We start from the raw sequence: 26,085 nt of genomic DNA, 5'->3' as shown, positions 1-26,085 counted from the left end.
ATATCGTGAATAATTCGCAATAAAACAGAACATGCATATGCATGTTCTGTTTTAGAGGAAAGTTATACAAAAAACAAAAAGTAACACGTTGTATTAGCACTTTTTATTTTACAAGATTTTAATCCGATGTATATTGAGAAAGGTTCTGTTGCAACAGTTTTTGAGTGAAGCTAAACTGTAGGAAAAATGGGATATAACAGCTGTCCAATTTATGAATTTACTCCAGCCAAAGAAAAATACAATTCATAAAAAAATAGAATAAACTAAAAAGAACGGTTCTATTCGGATAGTCCGTTCTTTTTAAAAGGGAAGAATGTCAGCACTCTTCTATATTATAATCAAAAATACAGAATGTTCATTTTTTTAGCGTTGAGAAAGTTTTTGTCTGCGAAGGAAGGTTGTTGTATATGAATAAAGGAGATGCAATTTTAAGATTGCTATCAGAAATCAAGTTGGAGTTTAAAGAAGTAAAAGAACAGATAGAAAAAATGCAAACAAAGTTAGATAAACTAGAACAACAAACTCAGGTGAAGAACAAAATAGAGCAAAAGAAGCCAAAAACAAAACCTGAAAAAAAGATAAGCGAGATTGGAAGTATCCAGCTAAAATGAAATAATGAATGAAAAAAGACATCTATATGGTTATATATTGCAACGGAACCAGCAATGGTATGTCAATGCACGTAATGCATTTTGGCAACTGTCCGATATTCAAGAAGCGACTGGGTATACAAAATAGGGATAAAATTGTAGGTTATTGAGAAATAAATTCAGGACTTACCATAGAATATGCACTATTATAAAATCAATTTGTAATTAAATTTAAATTGTGGGAGTGATTTGGTTTGGAAGCGTATTATGGGTGTAGTCTCTACTGCTTTATTAGCTGGAACAATGATATTTGGTGGATCTGATGGCATGGTATATGCAGATACTTCGTCACAACCTTATAAAGTTGTGACACCAGGAGAACGTTTTGAAAAACCTGTAACAATTGGATTTGATAGTAAGGGTGAGTTTGAATCTTATGTAAAGAAACACCCAGTAGCTCTGAATTTGTTAACAGCATCTCAATCATCACGGATTCATTCAACCTTTTATCATGATATTAATTTAAAAGGAGCGCAATTGGATGTAAATGCAAGTCGAAATCCAGTTGTAATCACAAATTTTGGTGGTTCCAATAATGATGCTATTTCATCGATTCTTACACACCCTTTTGGAAATTATACAGTAATTTACGAACATACGAATGCGCAAGGTCGAGCGCTTGCTATCGTTAATAACGGAAAATATCTAAACTTAACAGATGTTAGTATGGGAGATGGAGAAAGAACTTGGAATGATCAGGTTTCTTCTACGACTGTAAAAGCTAATTAAATGTGTGTAATGGTAGATATATTATGATTGAGAGGAGCTTTGGCTCCTCTCTTTTGTAGTTTACGGAGGTATGGATCATGTATGCTTTATATAAGAAAAATGGGAGCCTTAAACCAGACTCCTATTTTTCGACGTGCAGTGAATTACAAAAATTATTTATAGTTGCATAGGTTCTGTTGCAAAGTTTTTCGAGTGGGGCTAAACTGTAGGGAAAATGAGATGAGGAGAATGATACATGGGATATTTTAAAGGAAAACAATTCAAAAAAGATATTATTTTGGTAGCCGTCGGCTACTATTGCCGTTTTTCTTTAAGTTATCGTGAGGTGGTACAGTAAAACTGGAACACAGTATAGAGATAAATTATTCTATATGAAGAGGTGTTTCAGATGAAAAAACAGTATGATGAAATGTTTAAAAGACAATGTGTTGAATTGGTGATCAAAGAAGGTCGTTCTATTTCAAGTATCCAGAGAGAATTTGACTTGGGTAACGGAACTCTAAATGTATGGATTAAAAAATATTCTACACAGATTTCCTCCTGTGAAAGCAATGAACTGGAAGAACTACGTTCTTTACGAAGAGAAATCCAGGCGTTAAAAAAGGAAAATGAATTTCTAAAAAAGGCGGCAACCTTCTTTGCCAGCAACCAAAACTAACACGCTTTCAGTTTATAAGACAATATAATCAAATATTTGGAGTGCGCTGGCTTTGCCATCGATTACAAGTGTCTGTTAGTGGTTTTTACGACTATATTCATCGTAAACCCACTGAAAATCAGAAAAAACGTAAAAAGACAGCGGCTTATATTGTCATGCAATTTAAATGTTTAAAAGGAAGAATGGGGTATCGAAAGTTGTACCGTTATCTTGTAAACAAGGGAGTCAAGGTTACGTTGTCACAAGTAAGACAAACGTTATGCAAAGCCGGCTTGCAGTCAAAAGTTGTCACTTATTATAAGAAACGAAAACAAGAACACCGTACATTTCCCAATGTATTAAAGCGATCCTTTAAACCTGGTAAGAAAGACATACCAACTGTAGTATGTGATATTACGGAATTCCGTTTGATGAATGGGATGAAAGTATATTTTTGTGCGGCATTAGATATTAGCACCCGACGGGTGCTTGGTTATTCGTTAGATACTTGTCAAGATGCTCAATTAGTAAAAAACACATATGGGAAACGAGAAAACATATTATTTCATAGCGATCAAGGATCACAATTTAGCAGTTACCAAGTGACTGATTTTTGTAAACAGCAAAAAATTCAACAAAGTATGTCCCGAAAAGGAAACTGTTGGGATAATGCAGTAATAGAATCTTTCTTTAGTATCTGTAAGCGAGAATGCTTACATGGAGAAAAGCTCATTTCCCTGTCCCAAGTGAATCAGTTAGTAGCTGAATTTATTTATATGTACTATCATTCTGTTCGTCCTCATTCAACATTAAACGGAATGACTCCTTATCAATATTCAAAATCAATTGCGTAATCTAATTTGTGTTCCAGTTTTTCTTGACCAGGTCATCCCAACACTCTGAATAAAAGACAGTCTGCAGACTGTCTTTTATTATGTTATAAAGGAAAGAACTAGGAATACAGATTATTAGCGATGAAAAATTTGCAACAGAACCAAATAAGAGATATCCTCATCGCTTTTATAAAGGATGGGAGATTATAGTTCATAAAAATTATATACTTTATTATTATTTTCCTTGTGGATAAGCAGTTATTAGAAAAGGCACAGATCCATCGGTAGGTTTGTTTACAACTAATACTAGATCAAATTTTTCTACGTTTCTAATTCGTTGTCCTTGAGGGGTAGAGTTTATTGGAAGTAATTCACGAACAAATCCTTGTGCTGGAACACGATACGAATTCCTTCCTGATTTTAAAGTAATTGATTCTAATCCGCTTTTTATCTTATTCAAGAACTCCCTATCTTCTAAATTAAAGAATACTGAATGGATTTTTTTATCGGGATCGGAAATTGCATAATTATGTTTAAGAATATGCTTTGTGTTTATAGCAACTCTTGATCCATCTTTTAAATTCATAACGGTAATATTTTTTCCATTAACTGGATCTCTCCCTTTAGTTATATACGAAGTTATCTGTGGAGAACCCATCTCTTGAGTTATACCTTTTTTATCATAGTTGTCTAGATTGGTTTGCGTAACCTGTGCATGGACGGATATGTTTGACGCAAACGCACTGGATAATATTCCTATAGAAAGAACTGCACGGAATAGAATTCTTTTCTTCTTCACTTTAAAACCTCCGTATAAAAATTAATATTTATAATGATTTCAATCCAAGTATATTCCGAATTCGTTTGTATAAAAACCAATTGAAAAAGAGCGCCTGTACGAGAAATACTGTTTCGTTTTATCAACTCTCATGATAGATGATAAAAGTTTTTCTTCCACGGCTTGTATGATTACTGTAGCTACTATTTTTGTTACGATCTCTATATAGAGTTGTTAAATATTCAATGGTTTGTGCATCTTACTTGATAAAAAGTTTCTGGTTTAGTATACCAAAAAAGAAATAAGTTATACCCATAATGAAACTCCTCATTCTTTCAGAATCTCAGATACATCACGATAACTTAAAGAAAAATGACAGTAATAGCCGACGGCTACTAAGATAATATCTTTTTTGAATTGTTTTTCTTTAAAATACCTCATATACCATTCTCCTCATCTCATTTTTCCTACCGTTTAGCTCCATTCGAAAAACTTTGCAACAGAACCAAAACATGTAATTGTCTATTTGTATGTGTAACATCGTGAAGAACACAATCCAATCACGGATATGTTTTATATTTAGATATAGAAAATCTAATACGTTGTCTGTTGGTATCAGACAAATTTACACTATCTTAATTTTTGTTTTTTAAGTACGATAAAATTATCAGATGGGACACGAAATATACTCACCTGACGTTTTAATTAACAAAGAAGTAAATTTTTATATGAGAAATATTTTTATAGCTAGTACAGAAGAACCTGAAGCGTCTGAAAGATGTTTTATAGACTATTTTTTATTTTTAAAAAAACAACGTTGAATCAATCTAAATAAAATAATAAATTGTAAAGGAGTGGGCTAAATAATGAGAAGATGGATTAAATCTATTTTATGCGTAGGGATATTAGTAAGTGGAATAATAAATGTAAATACTGTGAATGTAGAAGCAAGTGAATCTAAAAATAAAAAGGCTGTTGATCAGGGAAATAGTCTTGTCCACAATGCAGATGAATTAGAGAAAATAAAAGCGAATCCAGAAGGGTTTTCTACTTCAGATGGAAAAATCCACACCGACAACGAAGTAAGAGAAAAGAAAAAACAAATGTTAACAGGTGAAATTCAACAAGATGATGCTCTTCAACGAAAACAAAATCGCAAAATTCGTTCTATATTTGGGAAAGATGAGCGAAAAAGAATTGAAAAAACAACACAATCTCCTTATCAGTCAATTGTGTTATTGGAGTATACTAGTGGTCCGTTCTATAACAAGACTAAGCACACGTGTACAGGGGCCATCATTGATGACAGTACAATTCTTACAGCGGCACATTGTATATACGATAAATCCAAGCATGCTTATGTTGATGGTATAACTGTATCTGCTGGTTATAATAATGGGGAAATACCTTATGGTCAAATTGAAGCTACTAAATTGATGGTCCCAAATGCATATGTAAACACTGAGAAGGTTAATCAGTCGATAGCGTTAGATTTTGGAGTGGTAAAAGTGCCAAAAGGTACTTTTACAAATCATAAGTTCTTCAAATTAATAAATGGAATATCACATGGAGATCCAATAATCATCACTGGATATCCTAGTGATAAAGAGGAAGATGGTGGATATTTTAGTGATGATAGACCAACAATGTGGGAGTCACGTGGGACGATTGATCACATTCAAGACGTGAATAGCATTCAAAATGGAAACAATTACGATTACTCTATTTTACACCATAAACTTGACACATATAAAGGTATGAGTGGATCTCCGAATTACTATCTTGGAGAAGATGGAGAAACTATGTATTTATATGGTATATTCAGTTCGGAGAGTTCTACTAGCAATTATTCTTGTGGGATAACACTTACGGTAATAGATAACGTTAATTATATGAAGCAAGCTTAATTCAGAGCCTGCTTAAAAAACCCGAACAATATTGTTCGGTTTTTTTATTTAGTTGGGGTATATTTTTGAAACCACTGTTGATAATCAGATTTTTTGTGCGCTCCTTCTATCCGATCAATTTCTTTTCCTTTTTGAAAATAAACCAGAGTAGGTGTCCCGATAATGTGAAATTCTTCCCACACAGATTTAGATTCTGTTTGAAGATTAAGATTTTTCATCTCAATGTTCATTTCACGTGTTAACGGATTCAAAATAGAAGCAGCTGTTTCACAATGAGAACACTTTGCTTGATAAAAATACACAAATTGTGTGATTTGATTTTGTAATTGTTGTTGTAACTGTGGAACAGAAATAGATTGATTACGTAAAGGGCCTGTTGATGTATCTAATTGTTTTTGTTGATTAGATATATTACTTGTAGAAGAGGATTGTTTGTTATCTTTTTTATCAGAATGACATCCGATAAGTGTTATGCATAAGAGAATGCCGAAATAGATACTGAGTTGTTTTTTAAGTTGAACATGGAAAAATAGTCTCCTTTTTTTATCAAACAGAGTGAAAAATATCTTTTATATATTTTGATATTTTTAGTTATTTAAACCATTTTTTTGATTTGAATGGTAAAAATGGTCTTATTGCAAAGTTTCTTAACATCAAATGAGATAAGAGATTTATCACTAACTATTATGCAACTATAAATAATTTTTGTAATTCACTGTACGTCAAAAAACAGGAGTCTGGTTTTGAACTGTACACCAATTTTTATGATTAAATTTACTACAGAAGGAAAATTTCCACTACTCTAATATTTTTTAGTTCGTAAAGGTAGACATTTATGTACAAATGACAAAATAACTCTTTACATTTGTCCTTGTATACTAATTTTTGTAGTTCTTTATAGGTAAAAAACAAAATCTAATTTAAGCATGATGAATTTCTAAAGAGGACTTATCTATTTCGAACTTTGCAAGAGAGCCCTGCAAATAATAGCGGATGAAGATATGAAAAAGTGGAATTTGAGAAAAATACAAAAAAACGACCTATTATTTCCCTTTGTAAGATAAAGAATAAGTCTTCGGAATGGTTTTGTATGCAGATGTGATAAAACTTGTTATACAAAGTAAATAGACCGTTAAAAGGAATTGACGTGATTTGTGAGATGAAAACTGTAGGAAAAGTTCTATAAGAAATTTTTTTAGTAGTATACTGAAGTATAATATAATTTCACGTACTATATTAATTAAGAAAAATAAAATTCTTCAACAAATCATTAGGGGTTGCTTCTTTTATTTGCCCTTCGATACAATGGATATATAGAATATAAAATAGAAAGGTGACTCTATCCATGAATCAACCTTTAGTGAATTTACGAGTCGATTTTGCATTTAAGCAATTATTTGGTGTACAAGGACAAGAGGAATTATTAATTTCTTTTTTAAATGCAATCTTGCATGAGTCTTTATCTACACCGATTGCATCACTGAAAATTGAAGATCCGCATTTGCATAAAGAATATGAGGAAGATAAATTATCCATACTAGATATACTTGCCACACTGCATGACGGAACAAAAGTCAACATCGAAATCCAACTAAGAAATACACAAGAGATTGTAAAACGTTCCCTTTATTATTGGAGTAAACTCTACACGTCTCAGCTTGAAAAAGGAATGCCGTATCGTTCGCTCCGAAAAACGATTGCCATTAACTTATTAGATTTTCATCTCTTTCCTGATTATGAAGATATGCATACAATCGGACAGTTTTGGAGTAAGCAGCAGAAACAAGTCTTGCTGGATGATTTGGAAATTCATTTTATTGAGATTCCAAAATTACTGCAGCAATGGAGAGAAGAAAAAATTAATCCGTGGGAAAATGAATTTGCTCGTTGGTTACTCTTGTTACCAGCACATGAAGATGAACATTTGACCCACACATTGGAGGATATCGCCATGAAACAAGACCCCATGTTACAAAAAGAGATCCACAAATGGGAGAATATGAGTCAGAGTAGTTCCTTCCGATTAGCATATGAAGCACGGGAAAAAGTGTTATTTGATGAACAAGCGAAATTGGCACATGCTCGTGAAGTTGGTATAGAAGAAGGAAAAGTCCAACTTATCCGTGGGATGCACAAAAACGGAATGGATATTGAAGATATTGCAAAGTTTACGAAAATGGATATGTCGGAAATACGCCTTTTATTGTCTGTCTTTTCTAGGAAATTTCCAGTGTATGTAGAATAAAAAAAACGTATTGAACATGTAATAGGTAGCGATTTTAGCCGTATCAGCGTGGTTGTATGAAAAAGTGTCTATAACAATGGATTTTTTTGAAATGTTCGTTTTTGTGTTTGCATGGTATAGTAAAATCTCTCAAAAAGAACAGCTTTTTGAAAAAGACTAGGAATTTGTAAAAAAGGGAAACGAGAGAAGTGCATGATGAAAAAGAGGAGTGACATATTCAGTTGGCTGTAGATATTAAAAAATGTACCTGGAAAAACTTACGAAGACTTCAAAGGATTATGTATGAAACATTTTATGAGACATTTAAGCATCAAAACTCATTGACACAGATGAATGCTCATTTGGATAAAACATGTAACTTACAACAATTAGGTAAAGAAGTATCGAATGATAGGTTCTGGTGCAAAAACTTCAAAATAACTGAAAGTCATCTTATAAATTTGGAAATACTGAAAGAATTACTTTAAAAAGGTGTGTGGTTAATATGAAAAGGGTAAATGTTTTTAAGTGGAAACATTATCAGCCAGATATTATCTTATTAACTGTACGTTGGTACCTGCGGTACAACCTAAGCTTTCGCGATTTAGTGGAAATGATGGAAGAACGAGGATTATCTTTGGCCCACACGACTATTATGCGATGGGTTCATCAATATGGACCAGAGTTGAATAAGAGAATTCGAAGACATTTGAAACAAACGAATGATTCTTGGAAGGTGGATGAAACCTACATTAAAATCAAAAGAAAAGATATGTACCTGTATCGAGCAGTAGATTCCGAAGGAAATACGATTGATTGTTACCTCAGTAAAAAAAGAGATACCAAGGCTGCCAAAACTTTCTTTCAGAAAGCCCTGGCTACTTGTCATGGGACGATTCCTCGTGTGATTAACGTAGATGGAGATAAAGCCTATCCTCTTGCAATCCGAGAGTTAAAACAAGAAAACAGCTTACCATCAAGTATCTTACTACGGGTCAAGAAATACTTGAATAATATGATGGAACAAGATCATCGATTTATCAAAAAACGTATTTGGAATATGTTAGGGTTACAATCTTTTCGTACAGCGAAAAAAATGATTGCTGGATTAGAGGCCATGTATATGATCAAAAAAGAGCAAATACATTTATAGGATCAGTCTGTCCAAAATCAGAATATCTTTATCCACCAACTGTTTGGATTAACGATATAATCAAAGAATCCGTTAGGAAACTAGGCTTCTTTTTTCATTTATGGTCTTTTTGCACCAGAACCGTTCGTCCTCATTCAACATTAAACGGAATGACTCCTTATCAATATTCAAAATCAATTGCGTAATCTAATTTGTGTTCCAGTTTTTCTTGACCAGGTCACCTTTTGTAGAGTAATAATATCGTATGTCCAAGATTAGGAGATTATTTGCACAATCTTTAGCGTTTTTGCACCAGAACCCAAATAAGCCAAGATATTTATTCTTGGCTTATTTGTAAATCTATTTTTCAGGTTATTTTACAGTGACAGTGGCTTTCTCATTCATACGTTCAAATAACCAATGTATATCAGTATTATACATGCGAATACAACCAAGTGTCGTAGCTTTGCCAATCGCTTGATTATTGTTAGTACCATGAATCGCATACGTTGTTCCATATGTTCCAGCCATATTTAGCCCCATCCAACGATCACCCAGTGGATTACGAGGATCGCCACCTTTAATATGCCCAGTGTAGTAAGGACGATTTTTAATTTTATTTACAATCATAAATGTCCCTTTGGGTGTTGGAGTCGCTGATTTTCCAGTAGCAACAGTAAAGGTTTTTATGAATGTTCCATTTTGATAAAAGTCCATTTTATTTGTGTTTGTATTTATAATAAGTTCTTGCTTATTTGCAGATGCTTCAGCTGATGTGAATGGAACCACAAATAATCCTACTGATAAAATAAAGAATGATAATAGTTTTTTCATGATAAACTCCTTTTACTAATTTAGTAGTTATAAATGTATTAAATGCAATGGAGTTTCACTCCGCGTAATACTAATGAATATTTTGTTTAATGTTTCGAGTTAATATTTTAATTTTCAGATACTTTACGTCTTGTATCTCCATCTCAAAGGTATGGTAGGGTATCTAACGTTTGTTCAATAAAATTATCCTTCTGTTGCTGAACAGATCAAAGTAATGTCCTATTTTTTAAAAATACAAAGTATATGCTAGGATAACAGTCTTCATATTCGTAGAATAGATTTTCTAAAAGTAGATTTAACAAAATTTTTAATTCAATGGAATCATTCTCCTTTTTATATAAAATTATTATAATCTAGAATTATGAGGTTACTTATATTATATAATAAATGAACAAATATTTTAAATAGTCATAAGTAATAATTTTTAAATCTGTGTAAAAATTATTACGTTCGTAAAGGTACACCTTCTTATGAGACATATAGCAATAGAACATTTATAAAAGATCACCTTACATATTTGTAAGGATTACGTAAGGAAAATGGATAGTAATCGGCAGTAAATCCTAGTACTGTATGAGGGAAAGAGACGTAACAGCTAAAAGAGGAGGAAAAAAATGATGTTGAAAAACAAACAAATGTTGAATATATGTAGTGTATGTATATGTATATGTATATGTATATGTATATATATGATGTCATTACTAACAATACCTATTAATACTTCGGCAGAGACAGTTACCCCTAATCAACAGTGTCATTCTACAAATCCATTGGACTTTCATTCAAAATGTAAACCAGAAGCAACAGCTTGGGGAAATGAACTATTTAACTTGTGGAATAAACTTACTCCACAAGTAGAAAAAGATGCGATAAGAAGCTATAGTTCGATGGGTGCTGGAATGGTTAACAGCTTTCTTCGTAATGACTATTTTGATGTTCTAGATCAAGAAAAAGTAGAGAAGAGTATTAAACAGATAGATCGTGCTTTTTCTAGGGTGAGACTACATGATGATATGATAGTCTATCGTCGAGTAAGTGAGAGTGCATTTGGATTACCAGAAAACTCATTAGTGAAACTTGATCTACAAGAGGATGATCCAGTTAACAGTACTTCAAAGATAAATATGGAAAGCTTTGAATTCTTTAAAAATAGGTTTCAAGGAAAATATAAAAAAGATCCGGCATATATGAGTACTAGCATTGTTAAAGATGCAGCAGAAGCATTTAGCGAGAGACCTATTTTGATGAAAATTCATGTTCCTAAAGGAGTACCAGCTATATATGTAGACCCTTTAAGTAGTTTTCCTGGAGAAATGGAACTACTTTTACCAAGAAATAGAACGTATAAGGTTACAAATATATCACCAGTAATTGAAAAAGATAAAGAATATATAATGGTAGATGTTGAAATTTTAGATATCTCACCTAACTATCGTAATAAACGTGCTGCCGACATCATATATGAAGACAGTTTACCATCGCTATCAAAATAGACTTAGCTAATAGAAAAGAATGAAATGTACAAGTCTTTTTTATATTTTCAACATAATTATAATGAGCCTAAGTTATTTAAAAGTCATGAACAAAAGGAGCGTCCATCTGGGGGCTTCTTTTGTTCGTAAAGGTAAACTTTTACGAACGATTTTGCGAGAAATTCACTAAATTAAATTTATTTTTAGTATGATGAGCCAAATCGTATCGAATATGAATAAAAAGGAAAAATATACTATCCAAAAATGAAACCCAATCAAAAGATTTTAATACCATTGAAACAAAAAATCAAAGGCGCTTAGAAAGTCAGCTTTTTTATTGGGAAAATTTTTAACAAGTAAACGCCAATTTTGAGGAAATGATAAACCAATCTTTCAAATAGCTAATGTCACTATTAAATATGTCTTTTGAAAGGACATATTTAATAGTGGCATTTTATGTCCGTCATGCTACATTAAAAAAGCATTCAATTCTTGGTATGGAAAACCAAATGATAATACATAGTAAGGGTAAAGCTGTTTTTCCTGTTATCTTCGAGTTTCTGTTTTACCCAAATCATAGTACACAAAAAGACGAGAATTCTCTCGTCTTTTTGTGCTCATTTAGTAATAGATGAGGAAAATAGGAAGACGAGGAAAGTTTCAGAGGAATTTCCCATGGATGCATTTGCATTGTCAAGACAATGGGGTAAAGAAGATATGAAACCAAAACAATGGAAAGACGCTTTCCGGATAATCCAGCCAACTTATATGTATCCTGATCATGAAATAAAAATTGTAGATCAAAACATATATGATAGTATGAAGGGTAAAGAACGTACTGTGTTTATTGGGAAAACAGATGATTTTGGAGCATACTTGAAAGAATGGAAAAAACTTGATGAATTACAGGTAGTGAAATATAAAAATGTGAAAGCTGAAGACTTGGATAGCACGTATCAAATATATAATATGAATCATAGTCTTGCCAGCGGATTCATGTTTATGGGCTTCTTCGTTGGAATTGCGTTCTTAGCAATGATGGCAAGTTGCTTAATGTTTAAAATTCTATCTGGTGCATCCAAAGATCGTACACGTTATCAAATGCTTCGTAAAATCGGTGTGCGCCGGGAATTATTAACACAATCGATTTATAAGGAGTTATTCTTTGTATTCTTAGTCCCTGCAATTGTGGGTATTGTTCACGTATTAGTTGGTATGAACATGTTCAGCCCTCTTTTAATGGATACGTATTTCCGCATTTGGTTACCACTTGTTATTTTCGTAGTAATTTACTTGATTTACTACTTTATTACAGTTCAATTGTATAAAAGAATTGTGCTTCCGAAAGAAAGTTAATGTAATGATATTATTTATACGAAGTATCAACAGAATCGAAAATCGTTTATTGATAATCCTAAATGGGTACAAACGATTTTGGATAACAGATGGACTAGTATTATGGCCCATAAACAATTGGTTCTAATACAAAAAACTAAAAATTTATTGTTTACCTAAGAACAGACTAATTCAATAGTCTGTTTTTTTCGTTCGTAAAGGTAGACCTTTATAGATATACGATAAATTTCATTTTGTTAACTATCTCTTTTTTTGCTGCAGTTGTTTTTATTGGTATAATGGACCAAATAATAACGCATGTTATGAATGGAGAAGAAACTCGTCCCAATGGTATAGCCATTCTTAACCACTTCATCATTTGAACCGCACTCAAAATTAGGTTATAGAAACCAAAATCAAGGGTACTTTATAACCAGGAATTTCATTTCAAACCTATTCAGCTACATCACAGATTGTACAATCATCAAAATATATTCTCTTATCATGAATTGATGGGAGAGACTTTATCTAAGCATCTACCAATCGTCTCTGCAATTCAAATGAGAACGTAAAGATTTAATTTCTTAAAAATAGGTTTGCTATCTAGTCATTTTACAGATAGTTTTGGACTTTATCTATACGGATTTGGAGGCACTAAACTATTATGAAAAAAATTAAAAAGCTAAGTATCATAACTTTATGTGTAGCTGTTATAATTTCTACCTCAGCCTGTATGCAAGATAATACAGGTGCAAAAATCAGACCACAAGATGACTTGTATGAGGCTGTAAATGCTAAATGGCTCAAGTCTGCGAAATTACCGGCGGATAAAACATCGATAGGTAACTTTGAGGTCCTCGCGACCAATATACAAAAGCTACTGTCAGAGGATATTGAAAAAATGGTAGGTAAAGGCCGTAGTAACACAGATGACGAAATCGGCAATATGATTAAATTCTACAAACTGGCTGCTGACAGAGAAAAGCTTCGTAAACAGGGTTATGAAGCAATTAAGGCTGATATTGAAAAAATTAAATCGATAAACAGTTTAGCTGATTTTGAAAAAGGACAAAAAGATCTTTATTTTAAAGGTCTTGCTTTACCATTGAGTTTGGGTATTTTGCCTGATATGAAAGATGTGACTAAAAAGATGATATACATTGGAGCTCCTGGACTTACTCTTCCAGATAAGAGTTACTATACATCTGCCAATCCTAAAAACAAAAAGTTATTAGAGATATACAAGAAAACGTTAGCGGATCTATTAATAATGGTTGGAGAAACAGAGAAAGAAGCAAAGCGAATTGCAGGTGAAGCTGTAGATTTCGAAAAAGAGTATGCGCAATATACACAAAATGCAGAAGAAGCCAGTAATTTAGAAGCTTCTTATAACCCAAAAACAATACATGAGCTGAAAGCATACAGCCAAAATATTGATCTTAAAAAATTCGTAGTAGATGTTGTTGGGAAAGAGCCAAAACATATCTCAGTCACGAACCTTAAATATTTCGAGAATTGGGATAAGATTATCAACGAAAAGAATTGGAGTAAAATCAAAAGTTGGACTTATGCAAAATTTGTAGGAGGTTCGGCCTCTATGCTATCCGATGATTTTATAAAAACATTCTTTCAATTAGATAGAGCACTGTCGGGTCAAGAAAAAATGACATCTACTGAAGACAGGGTTTACGGTATTGTAAATTCATTATTTGGGGAAGTTCTTGGAAAATATTATGCTGAGACATATTTTGGACCCGAAGCAAAGAAAAATGTCACAAGTATGGTTAAGAATATGATCGGGGTTTACAGAAATAAGTTGCAAAAAAATGACTGGCTGTCTGAAAAAACTAAGGCAGAAGCGATTAAAAAACTGGATGCTATGAAAATTCAAGTTGGCTATTCAGATAAGCTAGATCCTATCTATTCATTGTTTAAGGTGGATAAAAATAAGACGTTATTTGAAAACGTTCAATTCATAAGAACGATCGTGACTAAAGATGCGTTTGCAAAACTCGATCAACCTACTGATCGAGATGAGTGGAGCACAGCTCCACATGCTGTTAATGCGTTCTATAGTCCGCTGACAAATACGATTAGGTTCTCTGCTGGGATCCTTCAAGCGCCATATTATGATAAAAATCAAAGCGCAAGCCAGAATTATGGCGGTATAGGTTCAGTTGTTGCACACGAGATCTCTCACGCCTTTGATGCAAATGGAGCAAAACAAGATGCGATTGGAAACTTAGTCAATTGGTGGACAACAGAAGATTACAAGAAATTCGAAGAAAAAACAAAGGCCGTTGTGGACCAATACAACAAAGCAAAGTATCGGGGCAAAAAAGTCAATGGACAACTGACATTATCAGAAAATATTGCAGACATTAGTGGACTACAGGCTGCGCTTGAAGCAACAAAACAATTGCCAGATGCAAATTTGGAAGAGTTTTATAAATCATGGGCAACCAATTGGCGAAATAAAACTCGCCCTGAAGTAGAAGAAATAGATTTAACAACCGATGTTCATGCGCCAGGGAAAATTAGGGCAAATAAAGTTGCTGCTAATACCGATGATTTCTACTCCACATTTGGTGTAAAAAAAGGCGATGCTATGTATATGGCTCCAAAAGACAGAATTACCATTTGGTAACATACTGTATGATTTCATATGGAAGATAGATGTCATAACTCAAGTGTAGAAAAAGAAATTGCGAACCCCCACTTACATTAAGTACCTACTTTTAAGTGGGGGTTTGTAAACATTCAAGAACATGAAATCTTCTAAACCAAGTCACAAACCACAGCAATCTTAAAGGAGGATCAGAAATTGAAGAAAGTAGTAGTAAAATTAGAAAACGTGCATAAAAAAATAAAAAATAATGAAATTATTCATGGTCTTTCATTTGAAGTCCATGAAGGGGAAGTATACGGATTTCTTGGACCAAATGGGAGCGGAAAAACGACAACGATTCGGATGATGACAGGTTTGATTGCAATGACAGAAGGGGATATTACAATATATGGTCATAGCATTCGTACCGAACGTGAGAAAGCATTAGAACAAATTGGGGCGATTGTGGAGAATCCTGAACTATACGACTATATGACAGGAATGCAAAATTTAAAACATTTTGCGAATATGGCTCTTGCGCCGATTAGTACCGAAAGAATCACAGAAATGGTTAAACTTGTGGAATTAGAGCACGCCATTCACAAAAAAGTAAAAACATATTCGCTTGGGATGAAACAACGGCTTGGAATTGCACAAGCACTTCTACATCATCCTAAAATTTTAATTTTAGATGAGCCGACAAATGGACTAGATCCAGCTGGTATTCGCCAAATTCGTGATTATTTACAGCGTTTAGCGAAAGAAGAAAATATCGCGGTAATTGTATCAAGTCATTTATTAAGTGAGATTGAACTGATGTGCGACCGAGTTGGAATCATTAAGAATGGTCAATTCGTACAAGCCTATAATTTAAAGGAACAAGTGAAAAAAGATGAAACTGTTGTAGTAGCTTTTGAAGTGGATCAAGTTCAGAAGGCTAATGAAGTTATTAAAGGGAACGTAAAAGAAGATACAATTGTTATATCTGTAATGAAAGAGGAAATTCCGCAGATTGTGAAGAAACTGGTGTCTATTGATGTACTTGTATACAGTGTAACCGTTCAAAATAAAACATTAGAAGATGAATTCTTGGCGATTACAGGAGGCATAGAGGCATAATGTTTAAATTAATTCAAAATGAATTTTTAAAGTTACATGCAAAAAAAGGTATATATATTTTAATCGGTGTAATTGCTTTATTGGAGATTTTAGGAGCAGTAGTAATCGCAAAATGGGGTGAAGCTGATAGTTTGAGTGGGTCTTATTTAGATTTTGTAATTTCTAATATTGATTTAATTATATTGTTTGCAATGATTTTTGGAATCACAACAGCCTCTCGTACAATTACAGAGGAATTTCAACAAGGAACAATTAAACAATTACTAATTCGTCCAAGAAAACGAATTACAGTTTTATTTTCTAAATATATTACGGTGTTATTAACGATGTTATTTATTGTACTTGCGAGTACGTTAATTACCATGATTATTGGCGGGATTGTAATGGACGGTAGTAAAACAGAGTTAACGTTAGCGATTGTATTAAAAACAATTTTATATGAACTTGTACGACCATTTTTCTTTGCAACACTTGCATTCTTCTTTGCAAATGTATTTAGAAAATCTGTACTGCCATTGATTATTACATTGTTATTACTTTTCATGAGTCATATAGTTAATATGATGCTAATGAAATTTGCTGAAAGCATAGCAAAATTTGTTGTATTTTCTCATCTGAATTTAAAGGTATATGATAATAACAACCTAATTAGTGGCGATGGTACACCGCCATTTACAGATTTCAATTTCACAACCTCACTATTACTTGTAATGGTATACTTTGCAATACTGCTTGTTGCATCAAGTATCTTATTTGAAAAACGTGATGTAGTATAAGGATATAGTATGCGATTACATGACGATAGCGTAAAGAAAAACAAATCTGTACATCATGTTTGGGGTTCTGTTGCAAAGTTTGAAAAAACATAAACCGGTTTACAAAATACGGTTGTAGTTTAAGCAGTTCTGAATAATTTTTGTAATTCATTGTACGTCGAAAAAGAGAAGTCTGGAATGTGACTTCTCTTTTGTTTGTATATAGCATGAATCGTTTCGATTCCTTTCAATGTACGTGAAGCATGGCGAAGACTTTGAAATCCTGCGGATTTGGCAAAACGTCGCTTGATATGTCTATGATCTTGTTCGATGAGGTTATTTAGATGCTTAACGGTACAATGTTTCGTATGCAGATAAAAACCGTTATGTTTCAGTTTTTTGAACGCACAAAGTAGGGCAGGAGCCTTGTCTGTTGTGAGAGCCGTTGGTTCTCCAAAAGCTTTCACTAACCTTTTCATAAACATATAGGCGGCTTGATGATCTCTTGTTTTACGAAGTTGGATATCCAAGGTATATCCTTCTTGATCAATCGCACGATAAAGATAACGCGACTCTCCCTTGACTTTGATATAGATTTCATCTAAATGCCATACGAAATGTACTGATTTATTTTTCTTCTTCCAAATTCGATAAATCAAATTGCCATATTCATGCACCCAACGCATGATTGTTGTTGGGTGAATAGAAATTCCACGTTCTTTCAGGATTTCAGATACATCACGATAACTTAAAGAAAAACGGCAATAATAGCCGACGGCTACTAAAATAATATCTTTCTTGAACTGTTTTCCTTTAAAATATTTCCTGCATCATGCTCCTCGAATCATTTTTCTTACATTTTAATTTCACTTAAAAAACTTTGCAACAGAACCCCAAGTGTGATTAGGAGTTGATTGTTATTAAAGAAATAGATGTGCCAAATTCTATTCGATTAGCATTAAATCCGTATGCCATTGTATTTAGGGCGAATGTGGGAACATTTAAAACGATAGACGGTCGAACAGTATCGACTGGATTGCCTAAAGGATTTAGTGATTTATTTGGTTATCGTAAATCAGATGGAAAAATGTTTTTTATTGAAGTGAAAAATGAAAAAGGCAGATTAAGACCGGATCAAAAGCATTTTATTGAAACGATGCATAAAAATGGAGCGATTTCTGGGGTTACAAAACGGTGTTTATGAAATATAAAAGAGCAGCTAGCAAAAGCTAACTGCTCCATTATAACTTGTTAGAAAAAAGGTACAGCTGCAGGGAATACAGCTTATGGATAGTATGAATTAAATGTAGAATTTTATACAGGGAGGGAAAAACATGGATACATCCACAGATTTCTTATTAGCATTATCCACAAAATTACAGGAGATTGCAGACAATACAGCGGATTTAGAAACGGCAGCTGAATTAGAAGAATTAATTGATAAAATTGTTCAGAGTATTTTAAACAGTTAGGTACATCATGGACCTGAGTGTGAAAAGAGGTTTTCATTCTGAAACTGTCTTTTGTAATGAAAAAAATCTATCAGAAACCTAGTAAATTGAAGTTTAAATTCTTTCTGAATACCATATGTATCTCGAGAGTTATAATCGCTTAGGAATGGTTATAGGCACCTTAAAAGAATCTACCCTTCACAAACAACCTCGGTATAATAAAAATAAACGGAAAGAACCGAGGAGGAATGAAGTATGGACGCAAGAGAAACTAGAATTCGTATTTTAAATTTACAGGATAATCATTGTCATAATAATTGTGAGTATCACATGGGAAAAATACATCCATACTGTACAGAAGCGTGTAAGATTGGTCAAGAAATTCAGCAATTAGGTTCAAGTTTGATTACAGATGAAAAAAGTCGGGAGTATAAAACGAAACTGAAGTGGAATAAGGTATGTCTAGACGTAATGGAATTGAAAAAGGAAGGCCTGACATACGCTCAGATAGCGGAAATATTAGGGTACGACAAGAGTACGATCCGCCAACAATTGAAAAACCGAGGATTATTAGAGTCATAGAGAAGATGAGGAAGGAAGTAGGTGAATCATCATTTGTTTAACTGGTTAAATATATATCAAGAGCTAGAAGGAGAAATTGAGTACATTGAGTTTAATCTACAGCGCAGTAAAAGAGAATTAAAACGTTAGGTAAGTGGTGACTTACAAGACGTACGTTTAACGGCTGAATCAGAAGGCGCGAAGGTAGAAGGTCATATAGAACGGATTGAATATGAATTAGCACATAAGATGAATGATTTATACGATTTAAAACAAATAATTGGAAAGTTCAAGGGGTTAGATCATCAAATATTGAAGATGAAATACGTAGATGGAATGACACTAGAACAAATATCCTACGATTTGGATTACAGTCCCTATTACATTAAACGTAAGCATGCTGACATACGAAAAGTAATCAAATTTATGGAAGCCTTATAAAGGGTTACTTTTAGGTGAGGTACTTTGTGGGTAACGACCCCCTTGATTAAATGAGTTATAGTAATAACATAAAGAGTTTTACGAAAGGGCAACTGAACGTATCAGTTGTTCTTTTGTTTATGTGTGGATGTTAAAATATCACGTATTGTAATATGCGATTAATTTTTAAAAAATAGGATCCCTGAGTGGAGGAAGAACAAACGTATTTATTATGTCTAATCGATAGGCAGGAACGGTCCAAAAGAGGTTTTATGCATAAATATTATCGCCTGTTCTTCTTCCATTTTCAATATGCATTATAGGTTGGTATATAAAACCAAATTTTGGTTTATATTAGAAAAATAAAGTGCGCTCCATGTCATTCTTTCCCTTATACGCATACTGTTGTCATCTCACTGTCAATAGTTGATTCATCTCTATTGTGAATAACTGTATTTAAAATGGAGGCCATTTAATGGAAAAGTTCTATAAAAAATATCCTACTGCTGCACTAATTTCTTTCTTTATAGTTATAATAATTCTTATGGCAGTATCCGACACATTGTTTACATTCTTATTTCTTGACAGTCATGAATCCGACATATTATCACGCTCTACTCTTCTATTAGTTTTATTGTTATCGAATACGGCAATTTTTAAAATTAAATTCGGTGATATAACCAATCGAATTGGATTGGGGCTACTTTTATCTATTCCGATACTAATTGTAGTCGTATCGAATGCACAAGGTATTGAACCTAATAATTTAATGAAAGTGAATATGCATACTTACCTTTTAGCAGTAATATCCACGATAGCTTCAGTTACATTTGAAGAAATACTCATGCGTGGTATTTTATTAAATGGATTTATAAAAGTTTGGAACCATAAAACGAATGCGATTTGGTTATCAGTTATTTGGTCTAGCCTGATATTCTCACTTACGCATCTTGCAAACCTTTCTTCGGGACAAAAACTTAATGTAACTATGATCCAATTAGTGTTCACAGTAGGTTTGGGATTTTTCTGTGCTGCTATATATATAAGAACAAACAATTTATTAATTCCAATTATAGCGCATTTTCTAGTAAATATAGCTGCACAGTTAAATGAGCTAGATCTGAGTTTAACAAAAATTGCGAACGAAAGTACAAAGGATGGAGATATTTTATGGCAGTTTATATACATGGGAGGGATATCATTAGTTTTAATACTTTTCTCATGGATTTACTTACGAAAAAAGAAATTTGTCAAAGTCCTAAACAGAGACTAAAAGGTACTGTTGCAAAGTTGATAAAAATTTCAATAGATTGAGTAAAGGGTATCAAGTTTTATGCACTTGTGAGTAATTTCTGTGCTTCCTTATACATCGAAAAAGAGAAGTCTGGAGTGGACTTCTCTTTTGTTTGTATATAGCATGAATCTTCAAGTGGAGTACCTACTCATTTGTGGATGCTTTATTTTGGTGTGGTATGAAGTTTTTTTACAAAATAAACGAAAATAGATATCTTTAACAAGGTGAAGTTTATGTAATTTAAATGTTAAGTACTTAAAACAATGGAGAAATTTCTTTTGGAGTAATTAAATAAGCACAGCTGGATCATCTGCTAGAAAGATGTGCAACTGTGCTTAGAAAAATATATGTTGACTGAAACTGCCAACGGAAATTAGGTTACTCTCACTATAACATTAGGAAAAAAAGAAAAGGAGTGCAAATATTCCTTTTATTCAGACAAATAAAAGGTGGACAAGCGATGAAAGAATACAAGACCAAATAACAGAAGCGTAATTCGTTCGTAAAGGTAGACTTTTATGAGTTTTGATATAGGATGTAAAGCCTATTTCTCAATCTATTTAAATATTTATTCACTTACAACAGAGACCGCTAGCTAATATAGGGATACTACATCATACTCCAGAGATGATAGAATAGTTATTGTTTTTTGAATATTAATTAAATTTGTCCTAGCCAAGGACATTTTGAAGATACTCATTTTGTGATCCTGATGATATATTGAGAGTCCTAATAAGGTTTTTTGCAAAGTTTTACGCAACCTTAAAAATATACAAAGAAATATATTACATATGTATTATTTCAAGTCAGTTTTCAACTTTAGACTGGAATCTCGGTAATTATATGAGTTTAATAGTACTAATATTTAGGTTTATTATATTTTTTTAATTTTATAATAAGAAAAATAAATTCAAAAGGGAGAGATGTCATATGGTAATTCAGGAAATTGAATACTTAAAATATTCTTTAACTGAGGTGAATTTATGAAGAAAATAACTAAGCTCATTCCAACTAGCCTTGCAATATTAGGAGTATGTGGAATCGTTGGTCCGGCGGATCTCACACACGCTAAAAATTTGAGTAACTTACAAGTAGAAACGAAAGAAAAATATTTTACAGTAGGTCAACTAACTTTACCATCAAACACAAAACCTGATAAGGTTGTACAAGACGCTTTGCAAAAAAAGATAAAACATGTCCTAGCCCCAAATCAAGTAAATGGAGAAGTAGGTGTGGACTTTCAAGTAATTCAACAGCGACCTTCTTACGATAACGAAACGTTGGTTCGTGTGCAACAAATGTTTCAAGGAAAAGAAGTTTATGGTCACCAGTTAACAGCACATGTAGATGATACAGGTGTTATTACAAGTATTTCAGGAAAAAGTGCTCAACAATTGAAAGAAGCTAGTAGCTTGAAAAAAGAAATACCTTTTTCAACAGAACTTGCAACAAAGTATATATATGATAGATATGGGACAGAGCTTCAACTTATTAAAGATCATGAGATAAAACAAATTATTTATATAAACAAAAACGGTGGGGAACCATTGTATTCCTATAAAGTAACAGTTAATATGACTACACCGAGTAAACATGTATTCGGCACCTATTTAGTAGATGCAAGTAATGGAAAGTTATTGCAAGATATGATGCAAGAATCAGATATAAAGACTACTAAACAGCTGGCAAAAAAACAGGAATATAAAACTACTTCCTTGCGCGGAAATGGGATTGATAGTTTAGGAATTTTGCGAACTTTTGGTGTATCAAAAACAAGTAATGGTACCTATTCACTTGAAGATTATACACGTGGAGGAGGGATTAAAACTTTTTACACGAAAATAGATGATTCTACAGAGGAGCCTGAAACAACATCCGCAGAAGAATCTGAAGAAAAGCCTGTTGAAAGCTCGTCATCTACTTTCCATAATCCCAAGGCCGTTAGTGCTCATTATATTGCTACAAAATCCTATGATTTTTACAAAGAAAAATATAATAGAAATAGTATCGATAATAAAGGGGGAGAAGTACATTCTTTTGTAATGGATTACTCTCCACCAATGGAAGAAATGATGAATGCAGAAAATATTGAAAATAAGATATTTTATTTTGGTTCAGCTGTAAACGGACATGATATTGGGGGCCATGAATATACTCATGGAGTAACTAATTATGAATCTAATTTAGAGTATTATGGAGAATCAGGTGCAATTAATGAAGCAATTTCAGATATTTTAGGGACTGCAATAGAAAAATATATGAATAATGGGGATTTCAACTGGGATTTGGGTGAGAAATCAGGTACTGTCACTCGTAACATGAAGGATCCTTCTTCTATCCTTGGTCCATCAGGCGTCCCATATCCAGATGACTACAGTAAATATGATGGCTCTGATGAGGGTGATAAGGGTGGTGTCCATTTTAATTCTAGTATTATAAATAAAGTAGCGTATCTTATTGCAGAAGGCGGAACGCACAATGACATTACAGTTGAGGGTATAGGTGAAAATAAAATGTTTGATTTGTTTTATTATGTAAATGTTGATGAGTTAAACCAGACTTCCAACTTTGTAGAATTAAGACATGCTTGTATTAAAGTCGCTACGATAAAATATGGTAAGCATTCAAAAGAAGTCAATACTATAGCAAAAGCGTTTGATGCAGCTAAAATTATTTAAATAACCTTATCGAACACACGCCTGTCAACTATTCTGGTATAAACCTAGAATAGTATAAAAATATATACGAAATACAAAATTAATTTAGGATATTAAATTAATATTTGATAAAAAAACCTTCTTAAGTAAAGGTTTTTTACATCCCTAAAGGTAGACTTTTATATCCCAATGACAAAATAACTCTTTACATTTGTCATTGTATACTAATTTTTGTAGTTCTTTATAGGTAAAAAATAAAATCTAATTTAAACATGATGAATTTCTAAAGAGGACTTATATATATCGAACTTTGCAACAGAACCTATTTCATCTATCACGGGACGAAATATAACAAAAATGATTTTCGTATAACCGACTCCACGGAGTATAAATGAGAAGATTTTTAGTCTTCTCCCAGTCACCGAACGTAAAGCGCGTAGCTAATAAGAGCTAAAAAAATTATATGATGCGGTGGCTTGGAGAAGGTTGAGAGTACTCAGTCTTAATCTAGGAGAAACTTTGACATTTGTTTTCTCTCTTTTCTCCCATCCCCTTGAAATCTGTCACTTCGGTGATGGCTTTTTTCTTTGTTATATAGAAATTACACATTAAACGTGAGTGTGAATGGTGGAATGTGGATATCTATACGTCATCAATTTATTATTGTCCTTTGTCTAGGGACAAATAAGTGAGAAAAGCTGTGCTACAAGGAATCTAGAATTTAATTTGGTTTTTTAAACCAAAAAAGGGATTTTTTTTACATATACTCACTCTCCCTGAAAATGTAAGATTTGAATTAGGAATCGCTTCTAGCAGGTCTAATGGCCGGGTTAAGTGGATTTACGGATGTAAAAGAGGAGTGTGAATTTTAATTATGGAAATTTATCATTATGGATCATTCATAATGAATATATGCTTTTTACTTTATATAATAAGCCTAAATAAAAAAGTAACAGCTTTAAGAAAAGAAAATAGCAAACTGTTAATCAATTCGCATACTCTTGACAGCCTAAAGGAAGAAATAAAAAAAGTTTAGAAACTAATAATGAAATACAAACTATACATTTTTTAAGAACAGAAACAGGAATGTCTTTTGTCGATGCAAAACAATTGGTTGATTCTGTGCAGAATAATAAATAACAATGTTGCAATAGGGATACATGTAGATATGTTTTCCAAACTCTTGTAGAAAAGTATGGTAGTAAAAAACAGGTTTGTAAGGTGTTGAGTTAAATGAGGAACAATTGTATATATGTGATTTTAATGATAGTAGAAATATCTTTATCAAAATTTTTACACGGTTCATCTTGGATAGATCTAGGTCGTAATTTAATAATAATGTGTATTGTAACTATTGCTGCATATTATATATTGCTTAAATTAAGCTATATATTTTTCAAAGATAAAAAATAAATTCTTATTTAAAATTAATTAAGAGTGGCGAGTTGATACGATGAGTGAGAAAACTAGAAAAATAGTATTTTGGACTTTAGGGTTGTTTTTTCTTATAACTAATTTTATAAGAACTTTTATAGAGCCTAAATTTGGAGAATCTATAAGGATATATTTTTGTGATTTTCCCATCGGTGTAAAAGTGTTAATCATAATTCTATTTATAGTATTTTTAATTTATATATACCCTTACAGAAAAAGAAAGACGGATTGATTTATATAGGGGTTAATAAAACAGCGGCTTGGTGGATTACGAAAGTCTTAACCCTTTATGCGCTGTAGAAGGGAGTGAGCAGGGATGAATAATAAACTGAATACTATTGTGTTCGTGAGTGTTTTTATAATAGTATTTTTTGTGTTGCCCCTTATCTTTCCTCATAATATAGTAGTTTATTGGATAAAAGGTATTTTTGCTGCATTGGTAATTTTCTTATCAATAGATGAGTATATACGCAAGAAACGTAAGAAATAATAGTAAATATTGTTAGTTTGTATATGTAATTTAGTTGAATTTTATATGAACTTGAGAAGCATCCATCTGGGTGCTTCTTTTTGTGGAGAGAACGAAAATTTCCTGCCCAACAAATGAACACAACGAGTGAAAATATAGTTATTTAACAAGGTGAAATTCATGCAAGAAATTTTAAATGTTGAGTGTTTAAAATACTGGAGTAATTTCTGTTGAAGCAATTAAATAAGCACAGCCACATCATCTGCTGGAGGAAGATGATGTGGCCGTGCGAATAAAAAGTGAATAACAAACCGTTATAAACTTGATAGGGTACTTTTACTATAACATGAGGAACATAAAAATAAATTTTAAAAATATCCTTTGCAAAGGACAAAATGAAAGGCGAGCAAGTGATGAATAAATACAAGACCAAACAACAGAAGCGCAAGTTCTATGATAGTGGTGAATTCCCTTTCTTTTGCACACACGGAAAAGACATGTATATAGTAAAGTACGGACAAACTTACTTGTCTTACCTTTCTCATAAATTATAGTTCTGTTAGAGCATCCATTCGGTTACTCTTTTTCGTTCGCAAAGGTAGATGTTTTGGAACTAGGTGAAATCTATGAAATTTAAGTTCCTAAACGTTAATTTTCTGTTTTGGGAACGAACCTATAAAACAGACACCCTTTGGTCCGTTCTTCTGTTATATTATTATGTAAACAAAATGAAGATAGACAAATAGAATCCATGAAACAAGTTGGGATTGATGAACGCGATATTTT

18 protein-coding genes and 6 pseudogenes are annotated in these 26,085 nt (G+C 32.7%); 19 read left to right on the top strand and 5 right to left on the bottom strand.

All coding sequences use genetic code 11. From position 1 onward, the window contains the following. Nucleotides 1-407 precede the first annotated feature (407 nt). From CDB3_RS31790 to CDB3_RS21495, 5 genes and pseudogenes are all read left to right on the top strand, one after another. A pseudogene (locus CDB3_RS31790) lies at nucleotides 408-616 on the top strand (hypothetical protein). A 241-nt stretch (nucleotides 617-857) separates the two neighbouring features. Next, nucleotides 858-1,379: a hypothetical protein gene (locus CDB3_RS21510; RefSeq protein ID WP_128855892.1), complete on the top strand. Its 522-nt coding sequence runs from the start codon at nucleotides 858-860 to the stop codon at nucleotides 1,377-1,379. 235 nt (nucleotides 1,380-1,614) lie between these two features. Then, a pseudogene (locus tag CDB3_RS21505) lies at nucleotides 1,615-1,707 on the top strand (IS6 family transposase); the annotation flags it as partial. Between the two features lie 60 nt (nucleotides 1,708-1,767). Continuing rightward, on the top strand, nucleotides 1,768-2,037 hold the full coding sequence (locus tag CDB3_RS21500; RefSeq protein ID WP_128853850.1) for a transposase: 270 nt from the start codon (nucleotides 1,768-1,770) through the stop codon (nucleotides 2,035-2,037). Next, complete coding sequence (locus CDB3_RS21495; protein WP_128855891.1) at nucleotides 1,992-2,870, top strand: IS3 family transposase; 879 nt, start codon at nucleotides 1,992-1,994, stop codon at nucleotides 2,868-2,870. The genes CDB3_RS21500 and CDB3_RS21495 overlap by 46 nt, the downstream gene beginning before the upstream one ends. A 214-nt stretch (nucleotides 2,871-3,084) precedes the next feature. Here CDB3_RS21495 and CDB3_RS21490 read toward each other — a convergent pair whose 3' ends face one another. Both CDB3_RS21490 and CDB3_RS21485 read right to left on the bottom strand, forming a co-directional pair. Then, complete coding sequence (locus tag CDB3_RS21490; protein WP_128855890.1) at nucleotides 3,085-3,648, bottom strand: hypothetical protein; 564 nt, start codon at nucleotides 3,646-3,648, stop codon at nucleotides 3,085-3,087. Nucleotides 3,649-3,960: 312 nt separating this feature from the next. Continuing rightward, nucleotides 3,961-4,068: pseudogene (locus CDB3_RS21485) on the bottom strand (IS6 family transposase); the annotation flags it as partial. Nucleotides 4,069-4,493: 425 nt separating this feature from the next. On the opposite strand from CDB3_RS21485, the gene CDB3_RS21480 reads away from it, so the two are divergent. Continuing rightward, nucleotides 4,494-5,534, top strand: a complete 1,041-nt coding sequence (locus CDB3_RS21480) for a trypsin-like serine peptidase (RefSeq protein ID WP_128855889.1) — start codon at nucleotides 4,494-4,496, stop codon at nucleotides 5,532-5,534. 44 nt (nucleotides 5,535-5,578) lie between these two features. Here the strand turns inward: CDB3_RS21480 and CDB3_RS31785 are convergent, their stop codons facing one another. After that, a complete protein-coding gene (locus CDB3_RS31785; protein ID WP_256869916.1) occupies nucleotides 5,579-5,887 on the bottom strand; it encodes a thioredoxin family protein in 309 nt (102 codons plus the stop codon). Between the two features lie 992 nt (nucleotides 5,888-6,879). On the opposite strand from CDB3_RS31785, the gene CDB3_RS21470 reads away from it, so the two are divergent. Continuing rightward, nucleotides 6,880-7,779 carry an Rpn family recombination-promoting nuclease/putative transposase gene (locus CDB3_RS21470; RefSeq protein WP_128855887.1) on the top strand — a complete coding sequence of 300 codons (900 nt, stop codon included), beginning with the start codon at nucleotides 6,880-6,882 and terminating at the stop codon, nucleotides 7,777-7,779. A 484-nt stretch (nucleotides 7,780-8,263) separates the two neighbouring features. Continuing rightward, entirely contained in the window at nucleotides 8,264-8,911 is a 648-nt protein-coding gene (locus CDB3_RS21465) for an IS6 family transposase (protein WP_128855886.1), read from the top strand. 351 nt (nucleotides 8,912-9,262) lie between these two features. Here CDB3_RS21465 and CDB3_RS21460 read toward each other — a convergent pair whose 3' ends face one another. Continuing rightward, nucleotides 9,263-9,724, bottom strand: coding sequence for a L,D-transpeptidase (locus CDB3_RS21460; RefSeq protein WP_128855885.1), 462 nt, complete (start codon nucleotides 9,722-9,724; stop codon nucleotides 9,263-9,265). Nucleotides 9,725-10,338: 614 nt separating this feature from the next. On the opposite strand from CDB3_RS21460, the gene CDB3_RS21455 reads away from it, so the two are divergent. The 5 genes and pseudogenes from CDB3_RS21455 to CDB3_RS21435 all read left to right on the top strand — a co-directional run bounded on the left by CDB3_RS21455 (nucleotide 10,339) and on the right by CDB3_RS21435 (nucleotide 17,034). Then, on the top strand, nucleotides 10,339-11,217 hold the full coding sequence (locus tag CDB3_RS21455; protein ID WP_128855884.1) for an ADP-ribosyltransferase: 879 nt from the start codon (nucleotides 10,339-10,341) through the stop codon (nucleotides 11,215-11,217). Nucleotides 11,218-11,817: 600 nt separating this feature from the next. Then, a pseudogene (locus tag CDB3_RS21450) lies at nucleotides 11,818-12,552 on the top strand (ABC transporter permease); the annotation flags it as partial. A gap of 643 nt (nucleotides 12,553-13,195) precedes the next feature. Further along, nucleotides 13,196-15,178: a M13 family metallopeptidase gene (locus tag CDB3_RS21445; RefSeq protein WP_128855883.1), complete on the top strand. Its 1,983-nt coding sequence runs from the start codon at nucleotides 13,196-13,198 to the stop codon at nucleotides 15,176-15,178. Nucleotides 15,179-15,355: 177 nt separating this feature from the next. Continuing rightward, nucleotides 15,356-16,258 (top strand): ABC transporter ATP-binding protein, encoded by a 903-nt coding sequence (locus CDB3_RS21440; protein ID WP_128855882.1) that lies wholly within the window; start codon nucleotides 15,356-15,358, stop codon nucleotides 16,256-16,258. Then, the gene (locus tag CDB3_RS21435; protein WP_128855881.1) at nucleotides 16,258-17,034 is read left to right on the top strand and encodes a DUF2705 family protein; all 777 of its coding nucleotides are present in this window, start codon (nucleotides 16,258-16,260) and stop codon (nucleotides 17,032-17,034) included. Before CDB3_RS21440 ends, CDB3_RS21435 begins: the two co-directional genes overlap by 1 nt. A 119-nt stretch (nucleotides 17,035-17,153) precedes the next feature. Here the strand turns inward: CDB3_RS21435 and CDB3_RS21430 are convergent. Continuing rightward, nucleotides 17,154-17,834 (bottom strand): annotated as a pseudogene (locus CDB3_RS21430) (IS6 family transposase); the annotation flags it as partial. Nucleotides 17,835-17,923: 89 nt separating this feature from the next. Here CDB3_RS21430 and CDB3_RS21425 point away from each other — a divergent pair. From CDB3_RS21425 to CDB3_RS21405, 6 genes and pseudogenes are all read left to right on the top strand, one after another. After that, nucleotides 17,924-18,217: a VRR-NUC domain-containing protein gene (locus CDB3_RS21425; protein WP_256869914.1), complete on the top strand. Its 294-nt coding sequence runs from the start codon at nucleotides 17,924-17,926 to the stop codon at nucleotides 18,215-18,217. A 130-nt stretch (nucleotides 18,218-18,347) separates the two neighbouring features. Further along, nucleotides 18,348-18,485 carry a hypothetical protein gene (locus CDB3_RS31780; RefSeq protein ID WP_179139734.1) on the top strand — a complete coding sequence of 46 codons (138 nt, stop codon included), beginning with the start codon at nucleotides 18,348-18,350 and terminating at the stop codon, nucleotides 18,483-18,485. 234 nt (nucleotides 18,486-18,719) lie between these two features. Beyond that, on the top strand, nucleotides 18,720-19,046 hold the full coding sequence (locus CDB3_RS21420) for a helix-turn-helix transcriptional regulator (protein WP_128855879.1): 327 nt from the start codon (nucleotides 18,720-18,722) through the stop codon (nucleotides 19,044-19,046). Nucleotides 19,047-19,079: 33 nt separating this feature from the next. After that, nucleotides 19,080-19,466, top strand: a pseudogene (locus tag CDB3_RS21415) (DUF1492 domain-containing protein). A 454-nt stretch (nucleotides 19,467-19,920) separates the two neighbouring features. Next, the gene (locus CDB3_RS21410) at nucleotides 19,921-20,718 is read left to right on the top strand and encodes a CPBP family intramembrane glutamic endopeptidase (RefSeq protein ID WP_128855878.1); all 798 of its coding nucleotides are present in this window, start codon (nucleotides 19,921-19,923) and stop codon (nucleotides 20,716-20,718) included. Between the two features lie 1,004 nt (nucleotides 20,719-21,722). Then, the gene (locus CDB3_RS21405; protein ID WP_128855877.1) at nucleotides 21,723-23,417 is read left to right on the top strand and encodes a M4 family metallopeptidase; all 1,695 of its coding nucleotides are present in this window, start codon (nucleotides 21,723-21,725) and stop codon (nucleotides 23,415-23,417) included. Nucleotides 23,418-26,085 lie beyond the last annotated feature (2,668 nt).

This window comes from Bacillus sp. CDB3 (genome assembly GCF_002081505.1).
In the GTDB taxonomy this organism is placed as follows: domain Bacteria; phylum Bacillota; class Bacilli; order Bacillales; family Bacillaceae_G; genus Bacillus_A; species Bacillus_A cereus_AT.
Note: the sequence above shows the minus strand (reverse complement) of the source record. Positions and strands in the feature narration are given on the sequence as shown.